The sequence below is a fragment of the Pseudomonas fluorescens genome (genome assembly GCF_000968015.1).
Taxonomy (GTDB): Bacteria; Pseudomonadota; Gammaproteobacteria; order Pseudomonadales; family Pseudomonadaceae; genus Aquipseudomonas; species Aquipseudomonas fluorescens_W.
Genome location: NZ_LACH01000067.1, coordinates 1 through 23,119 on the forward strand (window position 1 = coordinate 1; position 23,119 = coordinate 23,119).

Annotated in this window: 21 protein-coding genes; 8 read left to right on the forward strand and 13 right to left on the reverse strand. The window is 59.5% G+C overall.

Annotation, left to right across the window (positions count from 1 at the left end):
- Positions 1–31: 31 nt before the first annotated feature.
- Positions 32–784 (reverse strand): anti-sigma factor family protein, encoded by a 753-nt coding sequence (locus VD17_RS26375; protein WP_046056396.1) that lies wholly within the window; start codon positions 782–784, stop codon positions 32–34.
- Positions 781–1,287: an RNA polymerase sigma factor gene (locus VD17_RS26380; protein ID WP_046056397.1), complete on the reverse strand. Its 507-nt coding sequence runs from the start codon at positions 1,285–1,287 to the stop codon at positions 781–783. The genes VD17_RS26375 and VD17_RS26380 overlap by 4 nt, the downstream gene beginning before the upstream one ends.
- A gap of 158 nt (positions 1,288–1,445) precedes the next feature.
- On the opposite strand from VD17_RS26380, the gene VD17_RS26385 reads away from it, so the two are divergent.
- Both VD17_RS26385 and VD17_RS26390 read left to right on the forward strand, forming a co-directional pair.
- Complete coding sequence (locus VD17_RS26385) at positions 1,446–2,534, forward strand: catalase family peroxidase (protein WP_046056398.1); 1,089 nt, start codon at positions 1,446–1,448, stop codon at positions 2,532–2,534.
- Positions 2,531–3,076 (forward strand): cytochrome b, encoded by a 546-nt coding sequence (locus VD17_RS26390; protein ID WP_046047551.1) that lies wholly within the window; start codon positions 2,531–2,533, stop codon positions 3,074–3,076. The genes VD17_RS26385 and VD17_RS26390 overlap by 4 nt, the downstream gene beginning before the upstream one ends.
- A 118-nt stretch (positions 3,077–3,194) precedes the next feature.
- Here VD17_RS26390 and VD17_RS26395 read toward each other — a convergent pair whose 3' ends face one another.
- Complete coding sequence (locus VD17_RS26395) at positions 3,195–4,412, reverse strand: MFS transporter (protein ID WP_046056399.1); 1,218 nt, start codon at positions 4,410–4,412, stop codon at positions 3,195–3,197.
- 96 nt (positions 4,413–4,508) lie between these two features.
- Here VD17_RS26395 and VD17_RS26400 point away from each other — a divergent pair, with 96 nt between their 5' ends.
- Positions 4,509–4,955, forward strand: coding sequence for a winged helix-turn-helix transcriptional regulator (locus tag VD17_RS26400; RefSeq protein WP_046056413.1), 447 nt, complete (start codon positions 4,509–4,511; stop codon positions 4,953–4,955).
- A gap of 39 nt (positions 4,956–4,994) precedes the next feature.
- Here VD17_RS26400 and VD17_RS26405 read toward each other — a convergent pair whose 3' ends face one another.
- Positions 4,995–6,146 (reverse strand): M14 family metallopeptidase, encoded by a 1,152-nt coding sequence (locus VD17_RS26405; RefSeq protein WP_046056400.1) that lies wholly within the window; start codon positions 6,144–6,146, stop codon positions 4,995–4,997.
- A 483-nt stretch (positions 6,147–6,629) separates the two neighbouring features.
- Entirely contained in the window at positions 6,630–6,971 is a 342-nt protein-coding gene (locus VD17_RS26410) for a DUF6124 family protein (protein WP_046047549.1), read from the reverse strand.
- Between the two features lie 129 nt (positions 6,972–7,100).
- Between VD17_RS26410 and VD17_RS26415 the strand changes: the two genes are divergently transcribed.
- Positions 7,101–7,751, forward strand: a complete 651-nt coding sequence (locus VD17_RS26415) for a LexA family protein (protein WP_046056401.1) — start codon at positions 7,101–7,103, stop codon at positions 7,749–7,751.
- A gap of 39 nt (positions 7,752–7,790) precedes the next feature.
- On the opposite strand, the gene VD17_RS26420 is transcribed toward VD17_RS26415, so the two are convergent.
- The 4 genes from VD17_RS26420 to VD17_RS26435 form a co-directional block, all read right to left on the reverse strand.
- Positions 7,791–9,746: an acetyl/propionyl/methylcrotonyl-CoA carboxylase subunit alpha gene (locus VD17_RS26420; protein WP_046056402.1), complete on the reverse strand. Its 1,956-nt coding sequence runs from the start codon at positions 9,744–9,746 to the stop codon at positions 7,791–7,793.
- Positions 9,746–10,561, reverse strand: a complete 816-nt coding sequence (locus VD17_RS26425; RefSeq protein WP_046056403.1) for a gamma-carboxygeranoyl-CoA hydratase — start codon at positions 10,559–10,561, stop codon at positions 9,746–9,748. Before VD17_RS26425 ends, VD17_RS26420 begins: the two co-directional genes overlap by 1 nt.
- 115 nt (positions 10,562–10,676) lie before the next feature.
- Positions 10,677–12,284, reverse strand: coding sequence for a carboxyl transferase domain-containing protein (locus VD17_RS26430; protein ID WP_046056404.1), 1,608 nt, complete (start codon positions 12,282–12,284; stop codon positions 10,677–10,679).
- Positions 12,285–12,296: 12 nt separating this feature from the next.
- Positions 12,297–13,460, reverse strand: coding sequence for an isovaleryl-CoA dehydrogenase (locus VD17_RS26435; protein ID WP_033057219.1), 1,164 nt, complete (start codon positions 13,458–13,460; stop codon positions 12,297–12,299).
- A gap of 202 nt (positions 13,461–13,662) precedes the next feature.
- Between VD17_RS26435 and VD17_RS26440 the strand changes: the two genes are divergently transcribed.
- Positions 13,663–15,360: an AMP-binding protein gene (locus tag VD17_RS26440; protein WP_046056405.1), complete on the forward strand. Its 1,698-nt coding sequence runs from the start codon at positions 13,663–13,665 to the stop codon at positions 15,358–15,360.
- A gap of 618 nt (positions 15,361–15,978) precedes the next feature.
- Here the strand turns inward: VD17_RS26440 and VD17_RS26445 are convergent.
- The 3 genes from VD17_RS26445 to VD17_RS26455 all read right to left on the reverse strand — a co-directional run bounded on the left by VD17_RS26445 (position 15,979) and on the right by VD17_RS26455 (position 18,546).
- Complete coding sequence (locus VD17_RS26445; RefSeq protein WP_046056406.1) at positions 15,979–16,878, reverse strand: hydroxymethylglutaryl-CoA lyase; 900 nt, start codon at positions 16,876–16,878, stop codon at positions 15,979–15,981.
- A 149-nt stretch (positions 16,879–17,027) separates the two neighbouring features.
- Entirely contained in the window at positions 17,028–17,429 is a 402-nt protein-coding gene (locus VD17_RS26450) for a MerR family transcriptional regulator (protein WP_046056407.1), read from the reverse strand.
- Positions 17,430–17,616: 187 nt separating this feature from the next.
- Positions 17,617–18,546, reverse strand: a complete 930-nt coding sequence (locus tag VD17_RS26455; protein ID WP_046056408.1) for a LysR family transcriptional regulator — start codon at positions 18,544–18,546, stop codon at positions 17,617–17,619.
- A 165-nt stretch (positions 18,547–18,711) separates the two neighbouring features.
- On the opposite strand from VD17_RS26455, the gene VD17_RS26460 reads away from it, so the two are divergent.
- A complete protein-coding gene (locus tag VD17_RS26460; RefSeq protein WP_046056409.1) occupies positions 18,712–19,941 on the forward strand; it encodes an acyl-CoA dehydrogenase in 1,230 nt (409 codons plus the stop codon).
- A gap of 118 nt (positions 19,942–20,059) precedes the next feature.
- On the opposite strand, the gene VD17_RS26465 is transcribed toward VD17_RS26460, so the two are convergent.
- On the reverse strand, positions 20,060–20,866 hold the full coding sequence (locus VD17_RS26465; protein WP_046056410.1) for a TatD family hydrolase: 807 nt from the start codon (positions 20,864–20,866) through the stop codon (positions 20,060–20,062).
- 235 nt (positions 20,867–21,101) lie between these two features.
- Here VD17_RS26465 and VD17_RS26470 point away from each other — a divergent pair, with 235 nt between their 5' ends.
- Both VD17_RS26470 and VD17_RS26475 read left to right on the forward strand, forming a co-directional pair.
- On the forward strand, positions 21,102–22,523 hold the full coding sequence (locus VD17_RS26470) for a transglycosylase SLT domain-containing protein (protein ID WP_046056411.1): 1,422 nt from the start codon (positions 21,102–21,104) through the stop codon (positions 22,521–22,523).
- 103 nt (positions 22,524–22,626) lie between these two features.
- Positions 22,627–23,061 (forward strand): DoxX family protein, encoded by a 435-nt coding sequence (locus tag VD17_RS26475; protein ID WP_046056412.1) that lies wholly within the window; start codon positions 22,627–22,629, stop codon positions 23,059–23,061.
- The last annotated feature ends 58 nt before the right edge of the window (positions 23,062–23,119 follow it).

Below are 23,119 nucleotides of genomic sequence, written 5' to 3' on the forward strand. Positions count from 1 at the left end.
GGCTCACTCCTACAGGGGGTTGGTGGTGTGGTCAGAACTGCACGGTTTGCTTGAGCATCTTCGCCGCCGGCGTATCGCTCGGGCTGACCATCGCGTAGTTGTACCCGCCCCCCGACCAGTACTCGGCCTGCAACTCGCCATCGCTGCGACTGCCCCTCGGCAACAGGTAGTTTCTTGGACCCGGTGGACGAACGTAGAAGCTGACTTTATGGCCGCTTTGATCCTCGTAGACCACCATCGCCGCCGGACCTTGCTCGGTGCTCAGCAAGCGCCCGCTGACCGGTTTGAAACCGGCGCCCGAGAGGTCAGGCAAGCGATTGGCCTGAGTGAAATAGCGGTCGAGCCAACCCTGCATGTCACCGTCGTCGCTGACTTTGTAATCGGCCGGCAGGATGCCTTGCTGGGCAATCAGGCGATAGGCCTGCAGGGCATCGGTCATCGGCGGCATGGCACTGATGAGCATCATCTCCCGGGCTTGCCAACCGCCGAGCCCGCCGACGCTGACCGCGATCAGCAACACGGCGGCGCTGGCCAGGTGACGGCGGGATTGTCGTTTGAGGCGTTGGCGAATCAGCGCCGGGTCCAGGTTCGGGTTGGCCGGTTGCTGCAGGGCGCCGCTCAATGCCGCGCGCAATTGCTGGGCGTCCTGCTGCCAGGCACGCACTTGGGCAGCCACCTCAGCGTTGCTGGCCAGAAAAGTCTCCACCAGACGTCGGTCGGCATCGCTGAGTTGCTGGTCGACATAAGCGTGCAGGTCACGTTCGCTTGGGGGCAGGCTGATCATTTGAGTCTCCGCAGAGAAGGGCGGGTGATTTCGCCGTCGCTCAACTGGCGCAGGGTCTGGCGGGCGCGGGACAGGCGGGACATTACGGTGCCGGTAGGGACGCCGAGAATCTCGGCGACCTCTTTGTAACTCAAGCCTTCGACCGAGACCCAGAGCAGCAGGGCGCGCTGTTCAGTGGTGAGTTGATCGAAGGCTTTCAGGGTCGATTGGGCGATCACGGTGCGTTCCACCGACGGTTGTGAATCGTCACGCCCGGTAAAGAATTCGAGCATCCGTGCATAACGCCGGGAGCGTCGGTGAGCATCGAGAAACTGTCGATACAGAATCGAAAACAACCAGGCGCGCAAGTCGCCCTCGGGGCGTTTGTCGCCCCAACGCGACAGCGCGCGCTCAAGGCAAGATTGCACCAGGTCGTCGGCGCTGCTGGGATTGCGGGTCAACGACACGGCAAACCGGCGCAATCGGGGAATGATTTCTCGCAGCTGTTCGTCGATATCGTTCATGAAGTTCTGGCTAGTCACTACGCTGTGGACTAGAGAGACGCCCGGCATTGGAGGTTATTCCACGCCTGAAAAAATAAACACCGCGCGATGGAATAAACCGCAGTGGGGTTCGTCTGCTTGATCCTTCTCACTTGTGGCCGATGGCCCTGGAGTCTTTCATGGTAGATCGCTCATCACCGCCCACCCGGCCACCCTTGAGTGCGGCGAGCCTGACATTACGTCTGGCCGGTATCGCTGTGGTGGTTGCCGCAGTGGCCGGGGCTTTTGCCTACGTCAACGGCACCTTCGACCCACAGCGTCTGACCCCGAAAAAACTGATCAATGTGCTGGAAACCAACAACGGTGTGCACCCGGGCTTCCGGCGTAACCACTCCAAAGGCGTATGCGTGATCGGGCATTTCGAGAGCAGCGGTGAGGCGCGCAGCTATTCCAGCGCTCAGGTGTTCAATGTCGCGCGGACCCCGGTGGTCGGGCGTTTCGCATTGCCGGCCGGCAATCCTTATGCGCCGGACAACAGCGTGCCGATCCGCAGCCTGGCGTTGCGCTTCACCCAGGCCAACGGCCAGCAGTGGCGCACCGGGATGAACAGCATGCCGGTGTTCCCGGTGGGCACGCCCGAAGCGTTCTACCAATTGCAGCAGGCCCAGTCACCGGACCCGGCCACCGGCAAGCCGAATCCTACTGCGGTGCCGGCGTTCTTCGGCTCGCATCCGGAAGCTGCACCGTTCCTGGCCTGGATCAAAACCGCCAAGCCGTCGGCCAGTTACGTGACGGAAACCTACAACAGCGTCAATGCGTTTTACCTGGTGAACGCGGCCGGGCAACGGCAAGCGGTGCGCTGGAGCATGGTGCCCGTCGCTCAGGATGCAGCGGGCGCTACGGCGCCTGAGGGGGGTGAGTTCCTGGAAAAAGACCTGATTCAGCGCATTTCCGCAGCGCCGCTGCGTTGGCAGCTGAACATCACCCTGGCCAATCCCGGTGATCCGGTCAACGACGCCAGCAAGACCTGGCCCGAGGGGCGCAAAGTGTTAAACGCCGGCACGCTGGTGCTCGAAAGCACTCAGCCTCAACTCAATGGCGAATGCCGTGACATCAACTACGACCCGCTGGTACTGCCCGCCGGCATAGAAGGTTCCGACGACCCATTGCTCGCCGCTCGTTCAGCGGGGTACGCCACTTCCTACTTGCGTCGTACCAGCGAAGTCAGCCAGTTGCCCGCCGCTAATAAACAGGAGTCTCATCAATGAGCGCTCAACCGAACCATTTCGCGCCTTTAGCGCGATTGCTGCACTGGCTGATGGCGCTGATGATCATTGCCATGCTGTTTATTGGCGCGGGCATGGCCGCTTCGGTGTCCGAGCGTCATGAGTGGCTGATTCATCTGCACAAACCTTTGGGCGTCGCAATTCTGCTATTGGTGATCGTGCGCCTGGCCGTGCGCTTTTCCACTCAACAACCACCGCTGCCGGCGGATCTGCCGGGTTGGCAAGCACTGGCGGCGAAGGCTTCGCATGTCTTGTTGTACGCGTTGATGCTGATCCTGCCGCTGCTCGGCTGGGCGATGATTTCGGCGGCGGGGGATCCGGTGATGCTCAGCAGCTCGTTGCAGTTGCCGTCGATCGTCCCGGCGAATGCGCAGGTTTTTGCGTTCCTGCGCAAGGCTCACGGGTATTTGGCGTACTTGCTGTTCCTGACGGTGCTGCTGCATTTGGCGGCGGCGTTGTTTCACGGCTGGGTGCGCCGCGATGAGGTGCTGGACAGCATGTTGCGGGGCAAGGATCGCGGCTGAACTAAAGGTTGGCACAACATTGTGGCGAGGGAGCTTGCTCCCGCTGGGCTGCGAAGCAGCCCTCATCAAATGCAACACAGTAGTGTCGGAAACCACGCGGATACAGGTTTTGCGCCTGCTACGCAGGCGAGCGGGAGCAAGCTCCCTCGCCACAGGTTTCAAGTGTCTGGGGGGCAAGTGTCAGCCACCAATAACCCAACGCCACGGCATTGATGCCTGCGCCCAGCAGGCATACGCCGAGCCACCCGGCCCACGCGTACATCGCCGTCGAACCGATCGACCCCAAGGCGCTGCCAATTGAATAGAACAGCATGTAGCCGGCGGTGAGTCGGCTTTGGGCTTCGGGGCGCACGCTGTAGATCATGCTCTGGCTGGTGACGTGCACGGCCTGCAAACCCAGATCCAGGGTAATCACGCCAAGCAGCAGGGCCCACAATGAGGACTGGGTGAAGGCGATCGGCAGCCAGGAAACCAGCATCAACAAGAGTGACGAACCGCTGGTCCATTGTCCCAGGCCACGATCAGCCAGATGCCCGGCGCGAGCGGCGGCCAGTGCACCGGCGGCACCTGCCAGTCCGAATAATCCGATTTGTGTGTGGGACAACGACAGCGGCGGGGCGCTCAGCGGTAGCACCATAGGCGTCCACAACACCATGGCGCTGGCAAAGGTCAGTAGCGCGAGCACCGCCCGCTGGCGCAGCACCGGTTCTTCCTTGAACAGCGTGAACACCGAGCCCAGTAAGGCGCCGTAGGAACTGGCGGGTTGCGCATCTTCATGTTTGGGCAACACACGAAACAGTAGTAACGCCATCACCAGCGTCAAACCCGCTGACAACAGATAAATCGAACGCCAACCGGCGAGGTCAGCCATGCCGCCGGCCACTGTCCGGGCGAGCAGAATGCCAACGACGATGCCGCTGGTGACCACTCCGACCACACGCCCTCGCTGTTCCGGGATGGCCAATGTCGCGGCGTAGGCCACCAACACTTGGGTCACGACAGCCAATAACCCGGTCAATGTCATGCCGATCAGCAGCCAGATGTTGTCAGGTGCCAGTGCGATCGTGAGCAAGGCCAGCGCCGACAGCACCGTTTGCGTAACGATCAGGCGCCGGCGATTGAGCAGGTCACCCAGCGGCACCAGCAACACCAGGCCTGCGCCGTAACCGACTTGAGTCAGCGTGACGACGATGCCGATGGTTGCGGGGTCCATGGCGAAGGCCTCGGCCATGGCATCGAGCAGCGGTTGTGCGTAGTAAACATTGCCGACGGCCAGGCCGCAGGCGATGGCAAACAGCAGCACTACGGCGCCGCTCAATGGATGATCAGGTTTCATGACGGGCTTCCTTGTGTGGTTTCAAATTGAAACCAGTTGTACGGTAAGGAAGCTGGTTTTATATTGCAACTACATTTGATGGATGTGAGCGCGCTCATGGCTAAACGTACAAGCATGGAAAACGCCGAATGCCCGGTTGCCCGTTCCCTGGATGCCATTGGTGATTGGTGGTCGTTGCTGATCGTGCGCGATGCATTTGACGGCATGCGCCGGTTCGGGGAGTTTCAGCGCAGTTTGGGCATGGCCAAGAATATTTTGTCTGCGCGGCTGCGCACCCTGGTGGCCCACGGCATTTTCGACTTGGTGCCGGCATCGGACGGCAGTGCGTATCAGGAATATGTGCTGACCGAAAAGGGCAAAGGTCTGTTCCCGTTGATCATCGGACTGCGCCAATGGGGCGAGGCGTTTTTCTATGAGGCAGGGGAGTTGCACTCGCGGATTGTTGACCGAGAGAACGGCCGACCGGTGCAGACGCTGGAATTACGTGCCGAGGATGGGCGCTTGCTGGGACCTGAGGATTGCGTGCGGATCGCTGCCGAGTGAGGCATGGCTGCATGCCGGGCATGCAGCCATCGAACGTGATCAGCGCAAGGTATTGACCATGTCAGCCACGGTGGTCAGCACATCCTTGCCCAACTGCTTCGAGCGCTTGCCAGACCAACCGGTCAGCGTATTCGGCGCATCGTTGTTGTCCTTGAAGGGCATTTCGAGGGTCAGCGACAGGCAGTCGAATTTCTCGCCGACGGCATTGCACGCCAGGGTCATGTTGGCTTTGCCCGGTTCGTCGCGGGTGTAGCCGTGCTTGGTCTGGAAGTCCTTGGTCAGGTGCTTCAGATGACTGCGGAAATGCTCTTCGAGTTTTTCGATCCGTGGCGTGTACCCCGGATTGCCTTCGCAACCGGCGGTGAACACGTAAGGGATTTCTTCATCGCCATGGACGTCGAGGAACAGGTCCACTCCGTACTTTTCCATCTGCTGCTGAGCGAACAGCACTTCCGGGCTGATTTCCTGGCTGGCGCTCTGCCAGGCGCGGTTCAGGTCCTGGCCCATGGCGTTGGTGCGCAGGTGACCGTGGAACGCGCCGTCCGGGTTCATGTTCGGAACCAGGTACAGATCGGCGCTGGTCAGCAGTTTGTTCAATACTGGATCGTCGTGTTTTTCGAGACGTTCGATCACGCCTTCCATGAACCACTCGGCCATGTGTTCGCCGGGGTGTTGCTGGGCAATGATCCAGACTTTGCGCTGACCTTCGGCGCCCGTGCCTTTACGCAGCAGCTGGATATCCCGACCTTCGACACTCTTGCCGGTGGCCAGCAGTTCGGTGCCGGCCTTGGTCAGCGCTTGCTCGATCAACCAGTCATGGCGACCACGACTGTAGGGTTCGAAGTAAGCAAACCAGGCGTGGGTGGCGGTGGCTTCAAGGCTGAAGCGCAGGCAGTCGCCTTCGAAAATGGTCGGCACCCGGAACCAGTTGACGTGGTCGTAGGACGCCACCGCCTGATAACCATCCCAGGCTTTGTTGTAGGAGGACTTGCTGGCATTGTTCAGACGAAACCAGTGTTCCTGACCGACGTGCAGACCGCTGGCCTTGAAGTGGAACCACTGAAAGTGCTGGCTGCGGGTGTCTGGCTTGATGGCCAGCAGGGCTTGCAACGGATTGCTGATGTCCAGCACTTCAATGTTGCCACTGTCGAAGTCGGCACTGATGTCGAAAGAGGATTTAGCCACGGTCATAGTCGATTCCTGAATATGATTTTTATGGCTGCTACTTTACACGCTGGGAAGGGAAAAACCGGGGGAAATTCTGGGCTGAAGCGGGGGGCGTCCTCCCTGACGCCGACGCAGCTTAGAGACTGTACGATTGATTCTCAAGCGCTATTTTTTATTAGTTTGGGCCAATGATGCCGGGCTTCTCTTGCCAACGCATATTCTTTTGATATCATCCGCGCCATTCGAATTTGCAGCACTAAAGACTTCATTAGCCTGAAGGTAAAGCCAGAATAACTGGCAAAAAAAAGACCCGGCAAAAAGCCGGGTCAAAAACCGTGATTAGCCTGATGAGGAGATAGTCCAGGAGACCGACCTAAGGTCACTTGGACAATCGACTGATCTCGCGACCAGCTGCATGCAATAATAATCATTCTCGTTTGCAAGTCAAATGCTTTTATCTGCGCGATTGGAAAAATCTTTCCCGTCCTCCTCGCAAGCACCCGCGTATCACCCGTTCTGATCGCCCTCCAGGGATCGATCCACCATCGCCCTGGCCATGTCGATCATGTGCACCGCCGAAAACGCCAGGTCCCGACTTGCGCCCTGCAAATTGCTGGCTGACTCGTACGCGATGGCGGCGGCACAACGTAGCAAATCCGTGGCATGGACCAGCGCCTCTTCGCAGCTGATGTTGCGGTTTACGTCAAAGAAACGTTCTTCGACCACTTCCTCTGAAACAGCTGGTTTCAAGTAATAGTCCAGCGCTCGTTGCGCGGCGGCAGAGCCTTTTGGCGAGGTAAGGGAAGTGTCGATTTGCATGTCAGGCAGGTCGTTGCAGGGGATGGACATGGCGATGGCAAACTCCGTGATAGATTCAGATCCGTGAACCAATCCTAGTACGTACTGTATTTATGACGAGAGATTAAATACTACAATTTGTGTTTTGATGGCCGGAGGCGCCCACGTATCGTGCCGCACATGGATAAATGGATTGAATTGGTCAAGGCCAAGATGAGTGAACTCAAAGTCACTCAAGAAGAACTCGCAGATCGCCTCGGGATGTCCCAGGGCGGCGTTGGCCACTGGCTAAACAAACGCCGCGACCCCGGCGTCGTCAACATGAACCGTGTGTTGAAGGCGCTGGGCATGGACTTTCTCGAAGTGGCGCTGGTGATCCGCGAACCACTCATCCTGGAAGAGGAGGAGATGCCTCTGGCGCTGAAGTACAACCCGTACTTCCGCTACCCGGTCAGTGACTGGAAGGAGCCGGCGCAGCTGCGCGATGGTGAGCTGACGGTGTATCGCAAGGAGGAACGCTTCGAGCTGACCGACTACCACGCCCAAGGCCCGGCCTTCTGGCTGAGTGTGGTGGGCGATGCGATGACCGCACCCACCGGCGTCAGCATCGCCGAGGGCATGATGATCCTGGTGGACCCGGCCATTGTGCCTGAGCCCGGAAAGCTGGTGATCGCCCAATGGCCCGACAGCGCCGAGGCGACCTTTCGCAAGCTGATCGAAGAGGGCGGGCAGCGTTACCTGGTCCCGCTCAATCCGACCTATCCGAAGGCTATCTTCACCGACGAGTGCCGAATTATCGGCGTAGTGGTTCAGGCAACCGCCAAATTCTAATCAGATCGGTCCTCGCAACACGTAGGACCGATCTTCATTTCATGCTTCTTCAAACTCGACCAACGCACTGCCTTCACTGACCATTTCGCCTTCCTGGCAGTACAGCGCCTTGATCACCCCGGCGTGTGGTGCACGAATGCTGTGCTCCATCTTCATCGCCTCCAGCACCACCAACTGCGCCCCGGCTTCGACCGTTTGCCCGGCTTCCACCAGTACCCGCACGATGCTGCCATTCATGGGGGCGGTCAGCCCGCCGTGATGGCTGTGACTGGCTTCGACGGCACTGATCGGGTCGTATGACTCGATGCGGCGCAATTCACCTTCCCATTGCAGATACACAACGTCGCCACGGCGAATTGCCCGATGCTGGCGGCGCAGGCCGTTGTGCTCGGTCAGCAGTTGCTCACCCTTGAGTTGAGCGGTGTGGGCATCAGCGTCGCCCAACGTCAGCGCTCGATCCTGGCCTTCGCAACTCAAATGCAGGGTGATTTCTGTCGGCAGTCCGGCACGGAAACCATTGCTGTTGGCCCAAGGCGAAACCGGGTCATCGGCTCGTGGAGAACTCGGCTGGCTTTGGGCAAACGCCTGGGCGGCGGCTTGCCAGAATTCGTCACTGAGGTCCGAGGCGACTGGCAGCAATTCTTCCTGATAACGCGGAATGAACCCGGTATCCAGTTCGGCCGCAGCAAACGCCGGATGGCCGACGATCCGGCGCAGGAAGTTGATGTTGGTCTTGAGACCGCCAATGGCAAACTCATCGAGCATGCTCAGCAGCCGCAATCGCGCCTGTTCACGATCTTCGCCCCAGGCAATCAGTTTGCCGAGCATCGGGTCGTAGAATGGCGAGATCTCGTCGCCTTCTTCGACGCCACTGTCCACCCGCCGTCCCGGACCTTGCGCGGATTCACGATACAGCTCCAGTCGACCGGTCGCCGGGAGGAAATCATTGCCCGGGTCTTCGGCATACAACCGCACTTCGATGGCATGGCCGATCAGCGGAACCTGATCTTGAGTCATCGGCAACGCTTCGCCACGGGCCACACGAATCTGCCAGGCCACCAGGTCGAGGCCGGTGATGGCTTCGGTGACCGGGTGTTCGACTTGCAGACGGGTGTTCATCTCCATAAAGAAGAACTCCCCGCGCGAATCCAAAAGAAATTCCACGGTACCGGCGCCGACATAACCGATGGCCTGCGCCGATCGCACGGCGGCTTCACCCATGGCGCGACGCAGTTCCGGGCTCAAGCCTGGAGCGGGTGCTTCTTCAACGACTTTTTGGTGCCGACGCTGGATCGAGCAATCACGTTCGTTGAGGTACAGGCAGTTGCCGTGCTGATCGGCAAAGACCTGGATTTCCACGTGGCGCGGTTTGAGCAGGTACTTCTCCACCAGCATCCGCGAATCACCGAACGAGGATTTCGCTTCACGTTGGGCCGAGGCCAAGGCTTCGGCCAATTGACTGACGTCCTCGACCACTTTCATGCCTTTGCCGCCGCCCCCGGCGGTGGCCTTGAGCAGCACCGGATAACCGATGCGTTCGCAGGCGTCGCGGAAGGTGTCGAGGTCCTGAGCTTCACCGTGATAGCCGGGCACCAGCGGCACGCCGGCGGTTTCCATCAAGGCTTTGGCCGCAGATTTGCTGCCCATCGCGTCGATGGCCGAGGCGGGCGGGCCGAGGAAAATCAGGCCAGCTTCTTCGATAGCGCGGGCGAACCCGGCGTTCTCGGAAAGAAAGCCATAACCCGGATGAATCGCCTGAGCGCCGCTGGCCTTGGCAGCGGCGATCAGTTTGTCGATTTGCAGGTAACTGTCGGCGGCTTTGCTGCCACCGAGGTCGACGCGGATATCCGCTTCGCGGCTGTGTCGGGCTTCACGGTCAGTGGCGCTATGCACAGCCACGGTGGTCAGGCCCAGGGCTTTGGCGGTGCGCATCACCCGGCAAGCGATTTCGCCGCGGTTGGCCACCAGCAGGGTGGTGAGAACAGGTGCGCTCATCAACGCGGCTCCTTGGTGGTGATTTCGGCTTGCCAGCTCGGCGGACGTTTTTGCAGAAAGGCTCGCAGGCCTTCCTGACCTTCGGGGCTGACGCGGATGCGGGCGATGGCGTTTTCGGTGTAGCGGCGTAGTGCCGGGGTCAGCGCGCCGTGGCCGACTTCGCGCAGCAATTCCTTGCTGGAGCGCATGGCGGCCGGGCTGTTGAGCAGCAGGTTGTCGATCCACTGTTCGACTTTCTGTTCCAGTTCAGCGATCGGATAACTCTCCGACAACAAACCGATTTCCCGCGCTCGTTGTCCGCCGAAACGCTCGGCGGTCAGCGCGTAGCGACGTGCCGCACGTTCGCCGATGGCTTGCACCACGAACGGACTGATCACCGCCGGGGCCAGGCCGATGCGCACTTCCGACAGGCAGAACTGCGCATCATCGGCGCCAATCGCCATGTCGCAGCAACTGATCAGGCCCAGCGCACCACCGAATGCAGCGCCTTGCACCACCGCCAGCGTCGGGACTTTCAGCTTGGCGAGGTTGTACATCAACTCCGCCAGTTCCCGGGCGTCGTCGAGGTTGGTGTGGTAATCGAGTTCGGCCGATTGCTGCATCCAGGCCAAGTCTGCGCCGGCGCTGAAATGCTTGCCGCGCCCGCGCACCAGCAGAAACCGCAGGCTGGTGTCGCTCGACACTTTGTCCAGCGCGAGGATCAGTTCGCGGATCATTTCGGCGTTGAACGCGTTGTTCTTTTCTTCACGGCTGAGCCACAGGGTCGCAAAACCCCTTGGATCGCTCAGCAGTTCGAGGGTGTTGAAGTCGCTCATATCAGTCCGTCTCCACAATTCATGTGGGAGCGGGCTTGCTCGCGAAGAACGATAACGCGGTGCATCAGATAGACCGCGGTGAATCCTTCGCGAGCAAGCCCGCTCCCACAGAAAATCACATCCGGAACACGCCGAAGCGGCTCGGTTCGATTGGCGCGTTCAGGGACGCAGACAAGGCCAGGGCCAATACATCGCGGGTTTGCGCCGGGTCGATGACACCGTCGTCCCACAACCGGGCGCTGGAGTAGTAGGGATGCCCCTGTTCTTCATACTGGTCGAGGATCGGTTGCTTGATCTCGGCTTCCTGCTCGGCGCTGAAACCGTGACCACTGCGTTCGGCCTGCTCGCGTTTAACCTGCACCAAAACCCCCGCCGCCTGCTCGGCGCCCATCACGCCGATGCGTGCGTTCGGCCACATCCACAGGAAACGTGGATCGTAAGCGCGACCGCACATGCCGTAGTTACCGGCGCCGAAGCTACCGCCGATGATCACGGTGAATTTCGGCACCTTGGCGCACGCCACGGCGGTCACCAGTTTGGCGCCGTGCTTGGCGATGCCGCCGGCCTCGTACTTCTGGCCGACCATGAAGCCGGTGATGTTTTGCAGGAACAGCAGCGGAATGCCGCGCTGGCAGGCCAGCTCGATGAAGTGCGCGCCTTTCTGCGCGGCTTCGGCGAACAGAATGCCGTTGTTGGCGAGGATTGCGATCGGGTAACCGTGCAAGTGGGAAAAGCCGCACACCAGGGTCGTCCCGAACAGCGCTTTGAATTCGTCGAACACCGAACCGTCCACCAACCGCGCGATCACTTCGCGCACATCGAACGGCTGCTTGGCGTCCGCCGACACCACGCCGTACAACTCGTCGCTGTTGTAGAGCGGGGCGATGGGCGTGCGCTGTTGCAGTTCACCGAGTTTGCGCCAGTTGAGGTTGGCGATGCTGCGTCGCGCAATGGCCAAGGCGTGTTCATCGCTCTCGGCGTAGTGGTCGGCCACCCCGGAAATCTTGCAGTGCACATCGGCCCCGCCAAGGTCTTCGGCGCTGACCACTTCACCGGTCGCGGCTTTCACCAGCGGTGGCCCGGCGAGGAAAATCGTCGCTTGTTCACGCACCATGATTGCTTCGTCGGCCATGGCCGGCACGTAGGCACCACCGGCGGTGCAGGAACCCATGACCACCGCGATTTGCGGGATGCCCATGGCGCTCATGTTGGCCTGGTTGAAGAAGATCCGTCCGAAGTGCTCGCGGTCCGGGAACACTTCATCCTGACGTGGCAGGTTGGCGCCGCCCGAGTCCACCAGGTAGATGCACGGCAAGCGATTCTGCTGGGCGATGGTTTGTGCGCGCAGGTGTTTTTTCACGGTCAGCGGGTAATACGAGCCACCTTTTACGGTGGCGTCGTTGGCGACGATCATGCATTCGACGCCTTCCACACGGCCGATCCCGGCAATCACGCCAGCGGCCGGAACGTCTTCGCCATACACCTCGTAGGCCGCCAATTGGCTGATCTCGAGAAACGGCGAACCCGGATCGAGCAGGCGATTGATCCGTTCACGAGGCAGCAGTTTGCCCCGCGAGGTGTGGCGCTCTTGCGCCTTCGGGCCGCCACCTTGCTGCACTTTAGCGAGCAGGGTGTGCAGGGCGTCGACCTGTTTGAGCATTGCCGCGCTGTTGGCCGCGAACTCCGCCGAACGGGGGTTGAGCTGGGTATGCAGGATAGCCATGGACAGCTCCGTTTAGCGGGTTTCGTTGAACAGTTCGCGACCGATCAGCATGCGACGGATCTCACTGGTGCCAGCACCGATTTCGTACAGCTTGGCGTCACGCAACAGACGACCGGCCGGGAATTCATTGATGTAGCCATTGCCGCCGAGAATCTGGATCGCGTCGAGGGCCATTTGTGTGGCGCGTTCGGCGCTGTAAAGGATCACCCCGGCGGCATCCTTGCGGGTGGTTTCGCCGCGTTCGCAGGCTTGCGCTACCGCATAGAGGTAGGCGCGGCTGGCGTTGAGTTGGGTGTACATGTCGGCGACCTTGCCCTGGATCAGCTGGAACTCGCCGATGCTTTGGCCGAACTGCTTGCGGTCGTGGATGTACGGCACGATCAAGTCCATGCAGGCCTGCATGATCCCGGTCGGGCCGCCGGACAGGACAACGCGTTCGTAATCGAGACCGCTCATCAGCACTTTCACGCCACCGTTGAGCACGCCGAGGATGTTTTCTTCCGGTACTTCGACGTCATCGAAGAACAGCTCGCAGGTGTTGGAACCGCGCATGCCGAGCTTGTCGAATTTGTTGCTGCGGCTGAAGCCTTTGGAATCACGCTCTACGATGAACGCGGTGATGCCGTGGGGGCCTTTTTCCAGGTCGGTCTTGGCGTAGATCACGTAGGTGTTGGCGTCCGGGCCGTTGGTGATCCAGGTCTTGCTGCCGTTGAGGACGTAGTGATCGCCGCGTTTGTCGGCACGCAGTTTCATCGATACCACGTCGGAACCGGCATTCGGCTCGCTCATGGCCAGGGCGCCGATGTGCTCGCCGCTGATCAGCTTCGGCAGGTATTTGGTTTTCTGTTCGTGATTGCCGTTGCGGTTGATCTGGTTGACGCAGAGGTTGGAGTGCGCGCCGTAGGACAGGGCGACCGAGGCCGAACCGCGGCTGATTTCTTCCATCGCCACTACGTGGGCCAGGTAACCCAGGCCAGCACCGCCGTACTCTTCTGGCACGGTAATGCCCAGCAGGCCCATGTCGCCAAATTTACGCCACAGGTCGGCGGGGAACAGGTTGTCGATGTCGATCTGAGCAGCGCGTGGTGCGATCTCTTTGGCGACGAAGGACTGAACCTGATCGCGCAGCATGTCGATGGTTTCACCGAGGGCAAAGTTCAGGGATGGGTAGCTCATGGGTCACCTTTTGGCTTTTTTGTAGAGTAGGGAGGGCCGTGATTTGGTTCTCACCTTTACGTTAACGTAAGCCTGTGACGAATGGCTGTCAATCACCATTTACGTTAACGTCAACTTGAGCGAGAGTAGAGCCAGTTCTGAATGATCGGGGCTAGCCATGCCTCGTTCTAACAACCCACTAAAAAAGACAATAGGGGTCGTCATGGATCAACCCAGTGCAAGCCCGCAGCGCAGTTATACCCGTGGTTCCCAGGACAAAGCCTTGCTGGCGATGACCATTGGCGAGAAGTTCGATCAGACCGTCGCGCAATATCCGAACGGAGAGGCGCTGGTCGTTCGCCATCAACAGCTGCGTTACACCTGGCAGCAACTGGCCGAAGCCGTGGATCTGAATGCCAAAGCGCTGTTAGCGCTGGGTTTGCAGACCGGTGATCGTCTGGGTATCTGGGCACCGAACTGCGCCCAGTGGTGTATCAGTCAGTTCGCCAGCGCGAAAATCGGCGTGATTCTGGTCAACATCAACCCGGCCTACCGCAGCTCCGAACTCGAATACGTGTTGAAGCAATCCGGTTGCCAATGGCTGGTCTGCGCCGGTGCCTTCAAGACCTCCGACTATCACGGGATGCTGCAAGGCCTCGTTCCCGAACTGGCTGAGCACTCCATCGGAAAGTTGCAGAGCGAACGACTGCCGGAACTGCGCGGTGTCATCAGCCTTGATGCTCAGCCGCCATCGGGTTTCCTGCCGTGGTCGCAATTGACCGATCTCGCGGGGAGCGTGTCGGCCGAGCAGTTGAGCGAGCGTCAGCACAGCCTGCATTTCGACCAGGCAGTGAACATCCAGTACACCTCCGGCACCACCGGTTTCCCCAAGGGCGCGACCCTCAGTCACTACAACATTCTGAACAACGGTTACATGGTCGGCGAAAGCCTCGGCCTGACCGCGAGTGATCGTCTGGTCATCCCGGTGCCGCTGTATCACTGCTTCGGCATGGTCATGGGCAACCTCGGTTGCATGACCCACGGCAGCACCATGATTTACCCCAACGATGCGTTCGATCCACTGCTGACCCTGACCACCGTCGCCGAAGAAAAAGCCACCGCACTCTACGGCGTGCCAACCATGTTCATCGCCATGCTCGATCAGCCCAAGCGCGCTGAGTTCGATCTGTCGAGCCTGCGCACCGGGATCATGGCCGGGGCGACTTGTCCGATCGAAGTGATGCGTCGGGTCATCAGTGAAATGCACATGAGCGAAGTGCAGATTGCCTACGGCATGACGGAAACAAGTCCGGTGTCGTTGCAGACCGGTCCGTCAGACGAACTGGAGCTGCGCGTCACCACCGTCGGCCGAACTCAGCCGCAACTGGAAAGCAAGATCATCGACGAGGCGGGCAATCTGGTGCCGCGCGGCACTATCGGCGAGCTGTGCACCCGCGGCTACAGCGTGATGCTCGGTTACTGGAACAACCCGCAAGGCACCGCGGAAGCCATCGACCAGGCCGGCTGGATGCACACCGGTGATCTGGCGAGCATGAACGACGAAGGCTACGTATGCATTGCCGGGCGCAACAAGGACATGATCATCCGCGGCGGCGAGAATATTTACCCGCGGGAGCTGGAAGAGTTCTTCTTTACCCATCCAGCGGTGGCGGATGTGCAAGTGATCGGGATTCCGTGCTCGCGGTATGGCGAAGAGATTGTCGCCTGGATCAAATTCCACCCGGGCCACAGCGCCACCGAGCAGGAGCTGCAAGCGTGGTGCAAAGAGCGCATCGCGCACTTCAAGACACCGCGTTACTTTAAGTTCGTTGATGAGTTTCCAATGACCGTGACCGGAAAGATCCAGAAGTTTCGGATGCGCGAGATCAGTATCGAGGAGTTGAAGACCAATAACATCTGACGAAAATCCCATGGGGGAGCGAGCTCGCTCCCCCATGGGATGGCGCTGTAAATTACAAACGCCAGAAAGCACAAAGGGGAGCCGAAGCTCCCCTTTAATTTTGTCGTTGCGCGTGCTCTTTTTTTATTATTGAGGGGCGGTCTGTTGTTGTTTTTGGAAACCGTGACCCTTTACCGCTGTTTTTGTCGATCCCCATCCGGGATCAAGAGCAAACGTATTTTTTTGAGCGCTGATCTACTTTTTCGCTAAGCGATCCAACCAGTTCGGGAGCTACCTGAAGGTAGTTTTATTGTTCTCTGCCCGGTTGCGGGTTACTCCGAAAAGCACCCTGAAAAGCACATCCTCTCCAAAAAAATCTGTTAGCTGCGTCTCTGCCGTGTTGTTTTTGTTATGTCAGAGTCGTTACGTCTTATTTTTATTAGGTTTGCCGCTTTTTTTGTTCTTGTTATGCAGTAGAGATAGCAGAAGCCGTGCCAACTTTTAAAAATCCTTTAAAATCAATGTCTTAGGTTTTTGTCGGGTTTTTCGTTCAGTCAAAACCCGACAATTTGTTTCCGTGTTACTCGCTTGCGCCCCACGTTTCAGACGCAGCGGTAACACCCGGACACATCCGCGCACTCACTGTGCGCTACGAGCCTTGGCCACGCGCGAACCGGTCGGTCGCCCCAGCACTGTGCAAATCTGCTGACCGGCCAGAATCAAGGCGTCCAGGTCGATACCGGTCTCGATGCCCAGGCCATTGAGCAGGTAAACCACGTCTTCGGTAGCGACGTTACCGCTGGCGCCCTTGGCGTACGGGCAGCCGCCGAGGCCGGCGATGGAGCTGTCGAACACCGAGATGCCTTCCAGCAGACTGGCGTAGATGTTGGCCATGGCCTGGCCATAAGTGTCGTGGAAGTGCCCGGCCAGTTTTTCACGTGGCACATCGGCCGACACCACCTCGAACATCTTGCGTGTCGCGCCAGCGGTGCCGGTGCCGATGGTGTCGCCCAGGGAAACCTCATAGCAGCCCATCGCGTAGAGCTCGCGGGCGACCCGAGCGACTTGTTCCGGCGCGACGTTACCTTCGTAAGGGCAGCCCAGCACACAAGACACGTAACCGCGCACGCTGACACCGTGTTGCCTGGCGGCGTCCATGATCGGCACGAAACGCTCCAGGCTTTCGCTGATCGAGCAATTGATGTTGCGCTGGGAAAACGATTCCGACGCGGCGGCGAACACCGCGACTTCCTTGACCCCGGCCGCGATGGCGTCTTCAAACCCGCGCATATTCGGTGCAAGCGCACCATAGGTCACGCCCGGTTTGCGCTGGATCTGCGCGAAGACGTCGGCGGAACCGGCCATTTGCGGTACCCATTTGGGCGACACAAAACTGCCGACTTCTATATAGCCCAGGCCCGCGGCGGTCAGCGCGTCGACCAGTTGCACCTTGTCCACAACGCTGATGGGTTGGGCTTCGTTTTGCAGACCGTCGCGTGGGCCGACTTCGACCAGGCGTACGTGAGTGGGTAGGGACATGGGATGCGACCTGTGCAGATTGTCTGAATGTTCAAATCCCCCTGTAGGAGTGAGCCTGCTCGCGATGGCGGACTTGCATTCAACATTGATGTTGCCTGACAGTCCGCTATCGCGAGCAGGCTCGCTCCTACAGGGGGGATTGTGTTGATTTACTGGGCGATCTTCTGGTTCTGGATGGTCTGCTCCAGCGCCTGGGTGCAACGCTCCTGCGCGGTGTCCAGTTCCAGCTTCATCTGTTCGATGTCGAGCATTTGCTGCTCAAGCTGTTCACGACGTTCGGCGATTTTGGTCAGCATGGTTTGCAACTGTTTCTGATTGCCGCCGGTGGGATCGTAGAGTTCGATCAGCTCGCGGCATTCGGCCAGGGAGAAACCAATGCGCTTACCCCGCAAGATCAGCTTCAGGCTGACCTTGTCACGGGGCGAGTAGATGCGTTCCTGGCCGCGTCGCTCGGGGCTGAGCAGGCCTTGCTCTTCATAAAAGCGAATGGCCCGAGTGGTGATGTCGAGCTCGCGGGCGAGGTCGGAAATGCTATAGGTCTGGCTGCTCATGGAAGCGCTCGAAAAAGGTCATGGCGCTAAGCTAATGGCAGGTTGACGTTTACGTCAAGGGGCATGAATCTTCAGTGTTTTTGCGGCCCTCATCGCGAGCAAGCTCGCTCCCACATTGGATTTGAGTTCACCTCGGTCCAATGTGGGAGCGAGCTTGCTCGCGATGAGGGCGCCTCGGTGCCCAGTCCTACACTTTGTCGAGCTTCTTCTCATGTGCCGTCACCTGCTGGCACAACTCGATCATCTGCTCGCGCATCCAGCGGTTCGCCGGGTCCTGGTCGGTGCTTTCGTGCCAGTAGAGGTGGGTTTCCACCGGCGGCACATCGTTGACCGGAAGGTTCACCGAGTACAAATCATGGCGACGGGCGAAGCGTTCCGGCACGGTCATCACCATGTCGGTCTGCTGCAACACTTGGGATGCCATCAAGTAATGCTGGGATCGCAGGGCGATCTTGCGCTGGATGCCCATTTTTCCCAGGGCCAGGTCGACATGGCCCAGACCGCTGCGGCGGCTGGAGATGTGGATGTGGGTCAGCGACAGGTAATCATCGAGGGTGAGTTTCTCTTTGCCCGCCAGCGGATGGCCCTTGCGCATGGCGCACACGTAACGGTCTTCCATCAACTTGACGTGGCGCACTTGCGGGTCGGTGTTGAGCGGCGCATCGACGGCGAAATCGAGACGCCCGGCCGCCAGCTCCTTGGTGGTTTCGCGGCGCTTGGACAGAAAGCTTTCGATGATCACCGTCGGCGCCAGGCGACGCAGGCGCTGGAACAGTGGCGGCAGGATCACCGCTTCGGTGAGGTCGGTCATGCTGATGCGGTAAGTCTTGACCGCCTGCAACGGGTTGAAAATACGGCTTTCCTGCACCGACACCCGCAGCAAGGAGAGGGCGTTGCGCACCGGCCCGATAATGTTCTGCGCCATGGGCGTCGGGACCATGCCCTGAGCGGTGCGCACGAACAACGGGTCATTGAAGGTCTCGCGCAGACGGGCCAGAGCGTTCGAGACCGCCGGTTGAGTAATGCCGACAATCTGCCCGGCGCGGGTCAGGTTGGCTTCGGTGTAGATCGCGTCGAAGACGATGAAAAGGTTGAGGTCGACCTTGCTCAGATTCATTGCGCTGCACTCTTATTGTTGGGCTCTCGATCAGCCGATCATATATCGGTGATGAATGTTAATACACGCCGAGAATAGGCTAGGTAAATTTTCGTAGCTGTTCTAGCATCGATTGCATGACCTGAACAACTCATCAAAACCCTCCGTTAAAAGGTAGAGCTGCCCATGGATTTCGCTTATTCGCCCAAGGTGCAAGAACTGCGTGAGCGCGTGACCGCGTTCATGGACACCTACGTTTATCCCGCCGAAGCGGTGTTTGAGCGCCAGGTCGCCGAGGGCGATCGCTGGCAGCCGACCGCAATCATGGAGGAGCTCAAACTCAAGGCCAAGGCTGAAGGTTTGTGGAATTTGTTTCTGCCTGAGTCCGAACTCGGTGCCGGCCTGACCAACCTCGAGTACGCGCCATTGGCCGAAATCATGGGCCGCTCGCTGCTGGGCCCCGAGCCGTTCAACTGCTCCGCGCCAGACACCGGCAACATGGAAGTGCTGGTGCGTTACGCCAATGAAGAACAGAAACAGCGCTGGCTCGAACCGCTGCTGCGCGGCGAGATCCGCTCGGCGTTCGCCATGACTGAACCGGACGTGGCCTCGTCCGACGCCACCAACATGGCCGCCCGCGCCGTGCGTGATGGCGACGAGTGGGTGATCAACGGCAAAAAATGGTGGACCTCAGGCGCTTGCGATCCACGCTGCAAGATTCTGATCTTCATGGGCCTGAGCGATCCTGACGCGCCGCGTCATGCGCAGCACTCGATGATTCTGGTGCCGGTGGATACCCCGGGCGTGAAGATCGTTCGTCCGCTGCCAGTGTTCGGTTACGACGACGCACCTCACGGCCACGCCGAAGTGCTGTTCGAAAACGTTCGCGTGCCGTACGAAAACGTCCTGTTGGGCGAAGGACGCGGCTTTGAGATCGCTCAGGGTCGCCTTGGCCCGGGTCGGATTCACCATTGCATGCGTTCAATCGGCATGGCCGAACGTGCATTGGAGCTGATGTGCAAACGGGCGGTAACCCGTACTGCGTTCGGCAAACCTTTGGCACGTCTGGGCGGCAACATCGACAAGATCGCCGATTCGCGCATGGAAATCGACATGGCGCGCCTGCTGACATTAAAAGCGGCGTACATGATGGACACCGTTGGCAACAAGATTGCGAAGAGCGAAATCGCTCAGATCAAGGTTGTCGCACCGAACGTGGCCTTGCGGGTGATCGACCGGGCCATCCAGATCCATGGCGGGGCAGGGGTGTCCAACGATTTCCCGCTGGCCTACATGTATGCAATGCAGCGCACCCTTCGCCTGGCCGACGGCCCGGACGAGGTGCACCGCGCGGCGATCGGCAAGTTCGAGATCGGCAAGTACGTGCCTAAAGAGATGATGCGCAGCAGCCACTGATAATGTGGGAGCGAGCTTGCTCGCGATAGCTGACGGACATTCAAAATCAATATTGACTGTTCAACCGCTATCGTCGGAACGCCGCCCGGACCAAGCTCGCTCCCACAGGTTCGGTTCGTCAGTCGACCATTGGCAACCCGTAAAATGCTCGCGCGCACGCCGTGCTGTGAGCTGCCAGATCTTCCTCGGTCTCCCCGCGATGCAATGCCACTTCCCGCAACACTTCGGTCAGATACGCCGGTTCGTTGCGACCATTCTTCGGCTTGGGTCGCAGACTGCGCGGCAACAGATACGGCGCATCGCTCTCCAGCATTAACCGTCCCGATTTGATCTCTTTCACCAGCGGATGCAGGTGCGTACCCCGGCGCTCGTCGCAGATCCAGCCGGTGATGCCGATGTGCAAATCCAGATCGAGGTAACTGAACAGCGCCTTCTTTTCGCCCGTGAAGCAATGCACCACAGCGGCCGGCAATTGATCACGGTAATCGCGAAGGATTTCCAGCAAACGCTGGCTGGCATCGCGCTCGTGGAGGAACACCGGCAATTGCAGCTCGACCGCCAACTCCAAGTGCTTTTCCAGGACTTTTTCCTGCTGCGGGCGCGGCGAGAAATCACGATTGAAATCCAGCCCGCATTCACCCACCGCCACGACGTTCGGCTCCTTGAGCAAACTGCGCAGACGCTGAGCGCTGTCGGCGTTCCAGTCGCTGGCGCAGTGGGGATGAAGGCCAGCGGTGGCGAACAGCCGCTGAGCCGTTTCGTCCAGTTGCCGGCACAGTTCCAGCGCCTGCTCGCTGCCCTCGACACTGGTGCCGGTAAGTACCAGTTGGCAGACCCCGGCAGCGTAGGCGCGGTCAAGTACAGCCTGGTGTTTGTCGGCAAAACTGGGGTTGGTCAGGTTGACGCCGATATCGATGAGTTGCATGGTGCTACCTCGGACCAAAGGCCGGAAAGCATATCAGAGCTGTAGATTTATAAGAAAAGCCAAGAACTACAACGAGTTAAAGCTGTCTTTTGATGCCGCGAGAAAGGTCGGGGTGGCTTAGGTGCCATCACTGTGCCAGTCTTTCGCACTTTGCCAGCGCTCAAGGCGCTCTGTTTCTGTCGTTCGATTTCATGAAAATTCTTGAGATCGGCCCAGTATTCTTTCTGGAGAGTGGATGATACGTCCCTCGGTTTTGCTACTGCTGTGTTGTTCGTTGCTGCTGCCGATGCCGGCGGTTGCACGTCTGGCCGGGCCGCTGCAAGCCGTGCCTTCGACCAAAGCGCGCGACTTGGCGGAAATCCGCAGCAGTCGTGTACTGCGGGTGTTGGTCAACCAGAGCCGCAACAGCTCCGGCGAAGTTCAGGGCCAGGCCATCGGCGTCGAATACCATCGCTTGCGTGCCTTCGAGCAGTACCTCAACGGTCACGCCCGTGACGGTCAGGAAATTACCCTTAAGATCATTCCTAAGGCCAAGGATCAACTGATCGGCGCTTTGCAGCGCGGGGAGGGTGATCTGGTCGCCCCGGGGGAGCTGCTTGACCTGCAACCGGGCCACGCGGTCAGCACCAGTGAACCGATTGCCAGCAACATTCCGTTGGTATTGGTCGGGATCAAAGGCGAGCGACGTTACACCCGTCTCGAACAACTCTCTGGCAAAACCCTGGCGTTGCCCACCGGCAGTGCCGCCGGTGACGCGGTCAGCCAGATCAATCAAAAGCTCGCGCTGCTCAAGCTGCCGCCCGTGACCATCGAATGGGTCGATCCCAGTCTGGCGGTCGAGGATGTGCTGGAAATGGTCCAGGGCGGAATCTTTCACCTGACGATCGTCGAGCAACCCATTGCCGAGCGCTGGGGCAAGATTCTGCCCAAATTGCGCTTCGATCGGCAGGTGCTCATCAGTGAGCCGGGTGAAGAGTTCTGGTTCGTGCGACGCGACGCCTCAATGTTGCGCGCGAGCATTGATCGCTTCCTGACCGGTTACAAAAAACCATCGGATCAGGATGCCGCGTTCCTGCGGATCTATCGACGTCTGTATCAAGTGCACTACCCATTGGCCAAGGCTGATCGGCAGCGCCTCGAGAAACTTCGACCGGTGCTGCAGAAGCACGCTGAAGCCCAAGGCATGGACTGGTTGAATCTGGCGGCCCTGGCGTTCAAGGAATCGGCCCTGCAACCCAATGCCCGCAGTGGCAGCGGCCCTACCGGCCTGATGCAGATCACTCCGTCCGCCGCCCAACGGGTGGGGGTCGACAACATTCAGAATCTCGACGCCAATGTGCAGGCCGGGGCCAAGTATCTGGCGATGATTCGCCGCAAGTTCTTTGCCAGCCCCAAACTCAACGAGCGCGAGCGCATGGCGTTCGTGCTGGCGGCCTACAACATTGGGCCGGAGCGGGTTCAGGGCATGCGTGCCGAGGCTCGTCGGCGCGGTTTGAATCCCAATCAGTGGTTTTTCCAGGTCGAACGCATCGCCATGGAGCAGGTGGGAATGGGTCCCGTCAGCTATGTTAATAGCGTGAACAAGTATTACCTGGCGTTCGATCGGGAGCGGGAGTCGTTGGAGCCCCAGGGGCAGAAAGTTGCCTCACGCAAGTAATCGAATAAACTGATTGTTATGGCGCATTTATTGCGCTTTTAACATGAGTTTTACTGATTAATATAGCGGCCAACCAACACACACTGACAACGGATGACACAGCATGAGCACACTGATCAACAAGGTACTGTTTACCCGCGCTGGCTACGGCCTGACTGTCTTGCGGATTTTCGTCGGCATCATCTTCGCTGCCCACGGCTCGCAGAAACTCTTTGGGGCGTTCGGTGGTTACGGCCTGGCGGGCACCGCGCAGTACATGGAAAGCATCGGCCTGGCACCGGGCTATCTGATGGCGACGCTGGCGGGCGGTACCGAGTTCTTCGCCGGTCTGGCATTGATCATTGGCCTGCTGGTTCGCCCGGCAGCGCTGGGCCTGGCCTTCCTCTCGCTGGTGGCAATCTTCTCGGTGCACCTCCCTCACGGTCTGTTCATGGCCAACAACGGTTATGAATTCGCCCTGGCGCTGCTCGGTGGCAGCATCGCGGTGCTGATCGAAGGCGCCGGCAAGCTCTCGGCTGACCGCGCTATCGCCGGCTGACCGCTCTGGCTCAATGAAAAGGCCCGCATTGCGCGGGCCTTTTTTGTGTGCGCCCAGC

Bases quoted from the DNA above. Each gene is read 5' to 3' on its own strand.
- VD17_RS26475 (WP_046056412.1), top strand. From the start codon at position 22,627: ATGAGCACACTGATCAACAAGGTACTGTTTACCCGCGCTGGCTACGGC.
- VD17_RS26390 (WP_046047551.1), top strand. From the start codon at position 2,531: ATGAGCGCTCAACCGAACCATTTCGCGCCTTTAGCGCGATTGCTGCAC.
- VD17_RS26410 (WP_046047549.1), bottom strand. From the start codon at position 6,971: ATGTCCATCCCCTGCAACGACCTGCCTGACATGCAAATCGACACTTCC.
- VD17_RS26375 (WP_046056396.1), bottom strand. From the start codon at position 784: ATGATCAGCCTGCCCCCAAGCGAACGTGACCTGCACGCTTATGTCGAC.
- VD17_RS26445 (WP_046056406.1), bottom strand. From the start codon at position 16,878: ATGTCCCTACCCACTCACGTACGCCTGGTCGAAGTCGGCCCACGCGAC.
- VD17_RS26405 (WP_046056400.1), bottom strand. From the start codon at position 6,146: ATGACCGTGGCTAAATCCTCTTTCGACATCAGTGCCGACTTCGACAGT.
- VD17_RS26415 (WP_046056401.1), top strand. From the start codon at position 7,101: ATGGATAAATGGATTGAATTGGTCAAGGCCAAGATGAGTGAACTCAAA.
- VD17_RS26395 (WP_046056399.1), bottom strand. From the start codon at position 4,412: ATGAAACCTGATCATCCATTGAGCGGCGCCGTAGTGCTGCTGTTTGCC.
- VD17_RS26465 (WP_046056410.1), bottom strand. From the start codon at position 20,866: ATGCAACTCATCGATATCGGCGTCAACCTGACCAACCCCAGTTTTGCC.
- VD17_RS26385 (WP_046056398.1), top strand. From the start codon at position 1,446: ATGGTAGATCGCTCATCACCGCCCACCCGGCCACCCTTGAGTGCGGCG.
- VD17_RS26420 (WP_046056402.1), bottom strand. From the start codon at position 9,746: ATGAGCGCACCTGTTCTCACCACCCTGCTGGTGGCCAACCGCGGCGAA.
- VD17_RS26380 (WP_046056397.1), bottom strand. From the start codon at position 1,287: ATGAACGATATCGACGAACAGCTGCGAGAAATCATTCCCCGATTGCGC.
- VD17_RS26400 (WP_046056413.1), top strand. From the start codon at position 4,509: ATGGCTAAACGTACAAGCATGGAAAACGCCGAATGCCCGGTTGCCCGT.
- VD17_RS26470 (WP_046056411.1), top strand. From the start codon at position 21,102: ATGATACGTCCCTCGGTTTTGCTACTGCTGTGTTGTTCGTTGCTGCTG.
- VD17_RS26435 (WP_033057219.1), bottom strand. From the start codon at position 13,460: ATGAGCTACCCATCCCTGAACTTTGCCCTCGGTGAAACCATCGACATG.
- VD17_RS26430 (WP_046056404.1), bottom strand. From the start codon at position 12,284: ATGGCTATCCTGCATACCCAGCTCAACCCCCGTTCGGCGGAGTTCGCG.
- VD17_RS26455 (WP_046056408.1), bottom strand. From the start codon at position 18,546: ATGAATCTGAGCAAGGTCGACCTCAACCTTTTCATCGTCTTCGACGCG.
- VD17_RS26450 (WP_046056407.1), bottom strand. From the start codon at position 17,429: ATGAGCAGCCAGACCTATAGCATTTCCGACCTCGCCCGCGAGCTCGAC.
- VD17_RS26425 (WP_046056403.1), bottom strand. From the start codon at position 10,561: ATGAGCGACTTCAACACCCTCGAACTGCTGAGCGATCCAAGGGGTTTT.
- VD17_RS26440 (WP_046056405.1), top strand. From the start codon at position 13,663: ATGGATCAACCCAGTGCAAGCCCGCAGCGCAGTTATACCCGTGGTTCC.
- VD17_RS26460 (WP_046056409.1), top strand. From the start codon at position 18,712: ATGGATTTCGCTTATTCGCCCAAGGTGCAAGAACTGCGTGAGCGCGTG.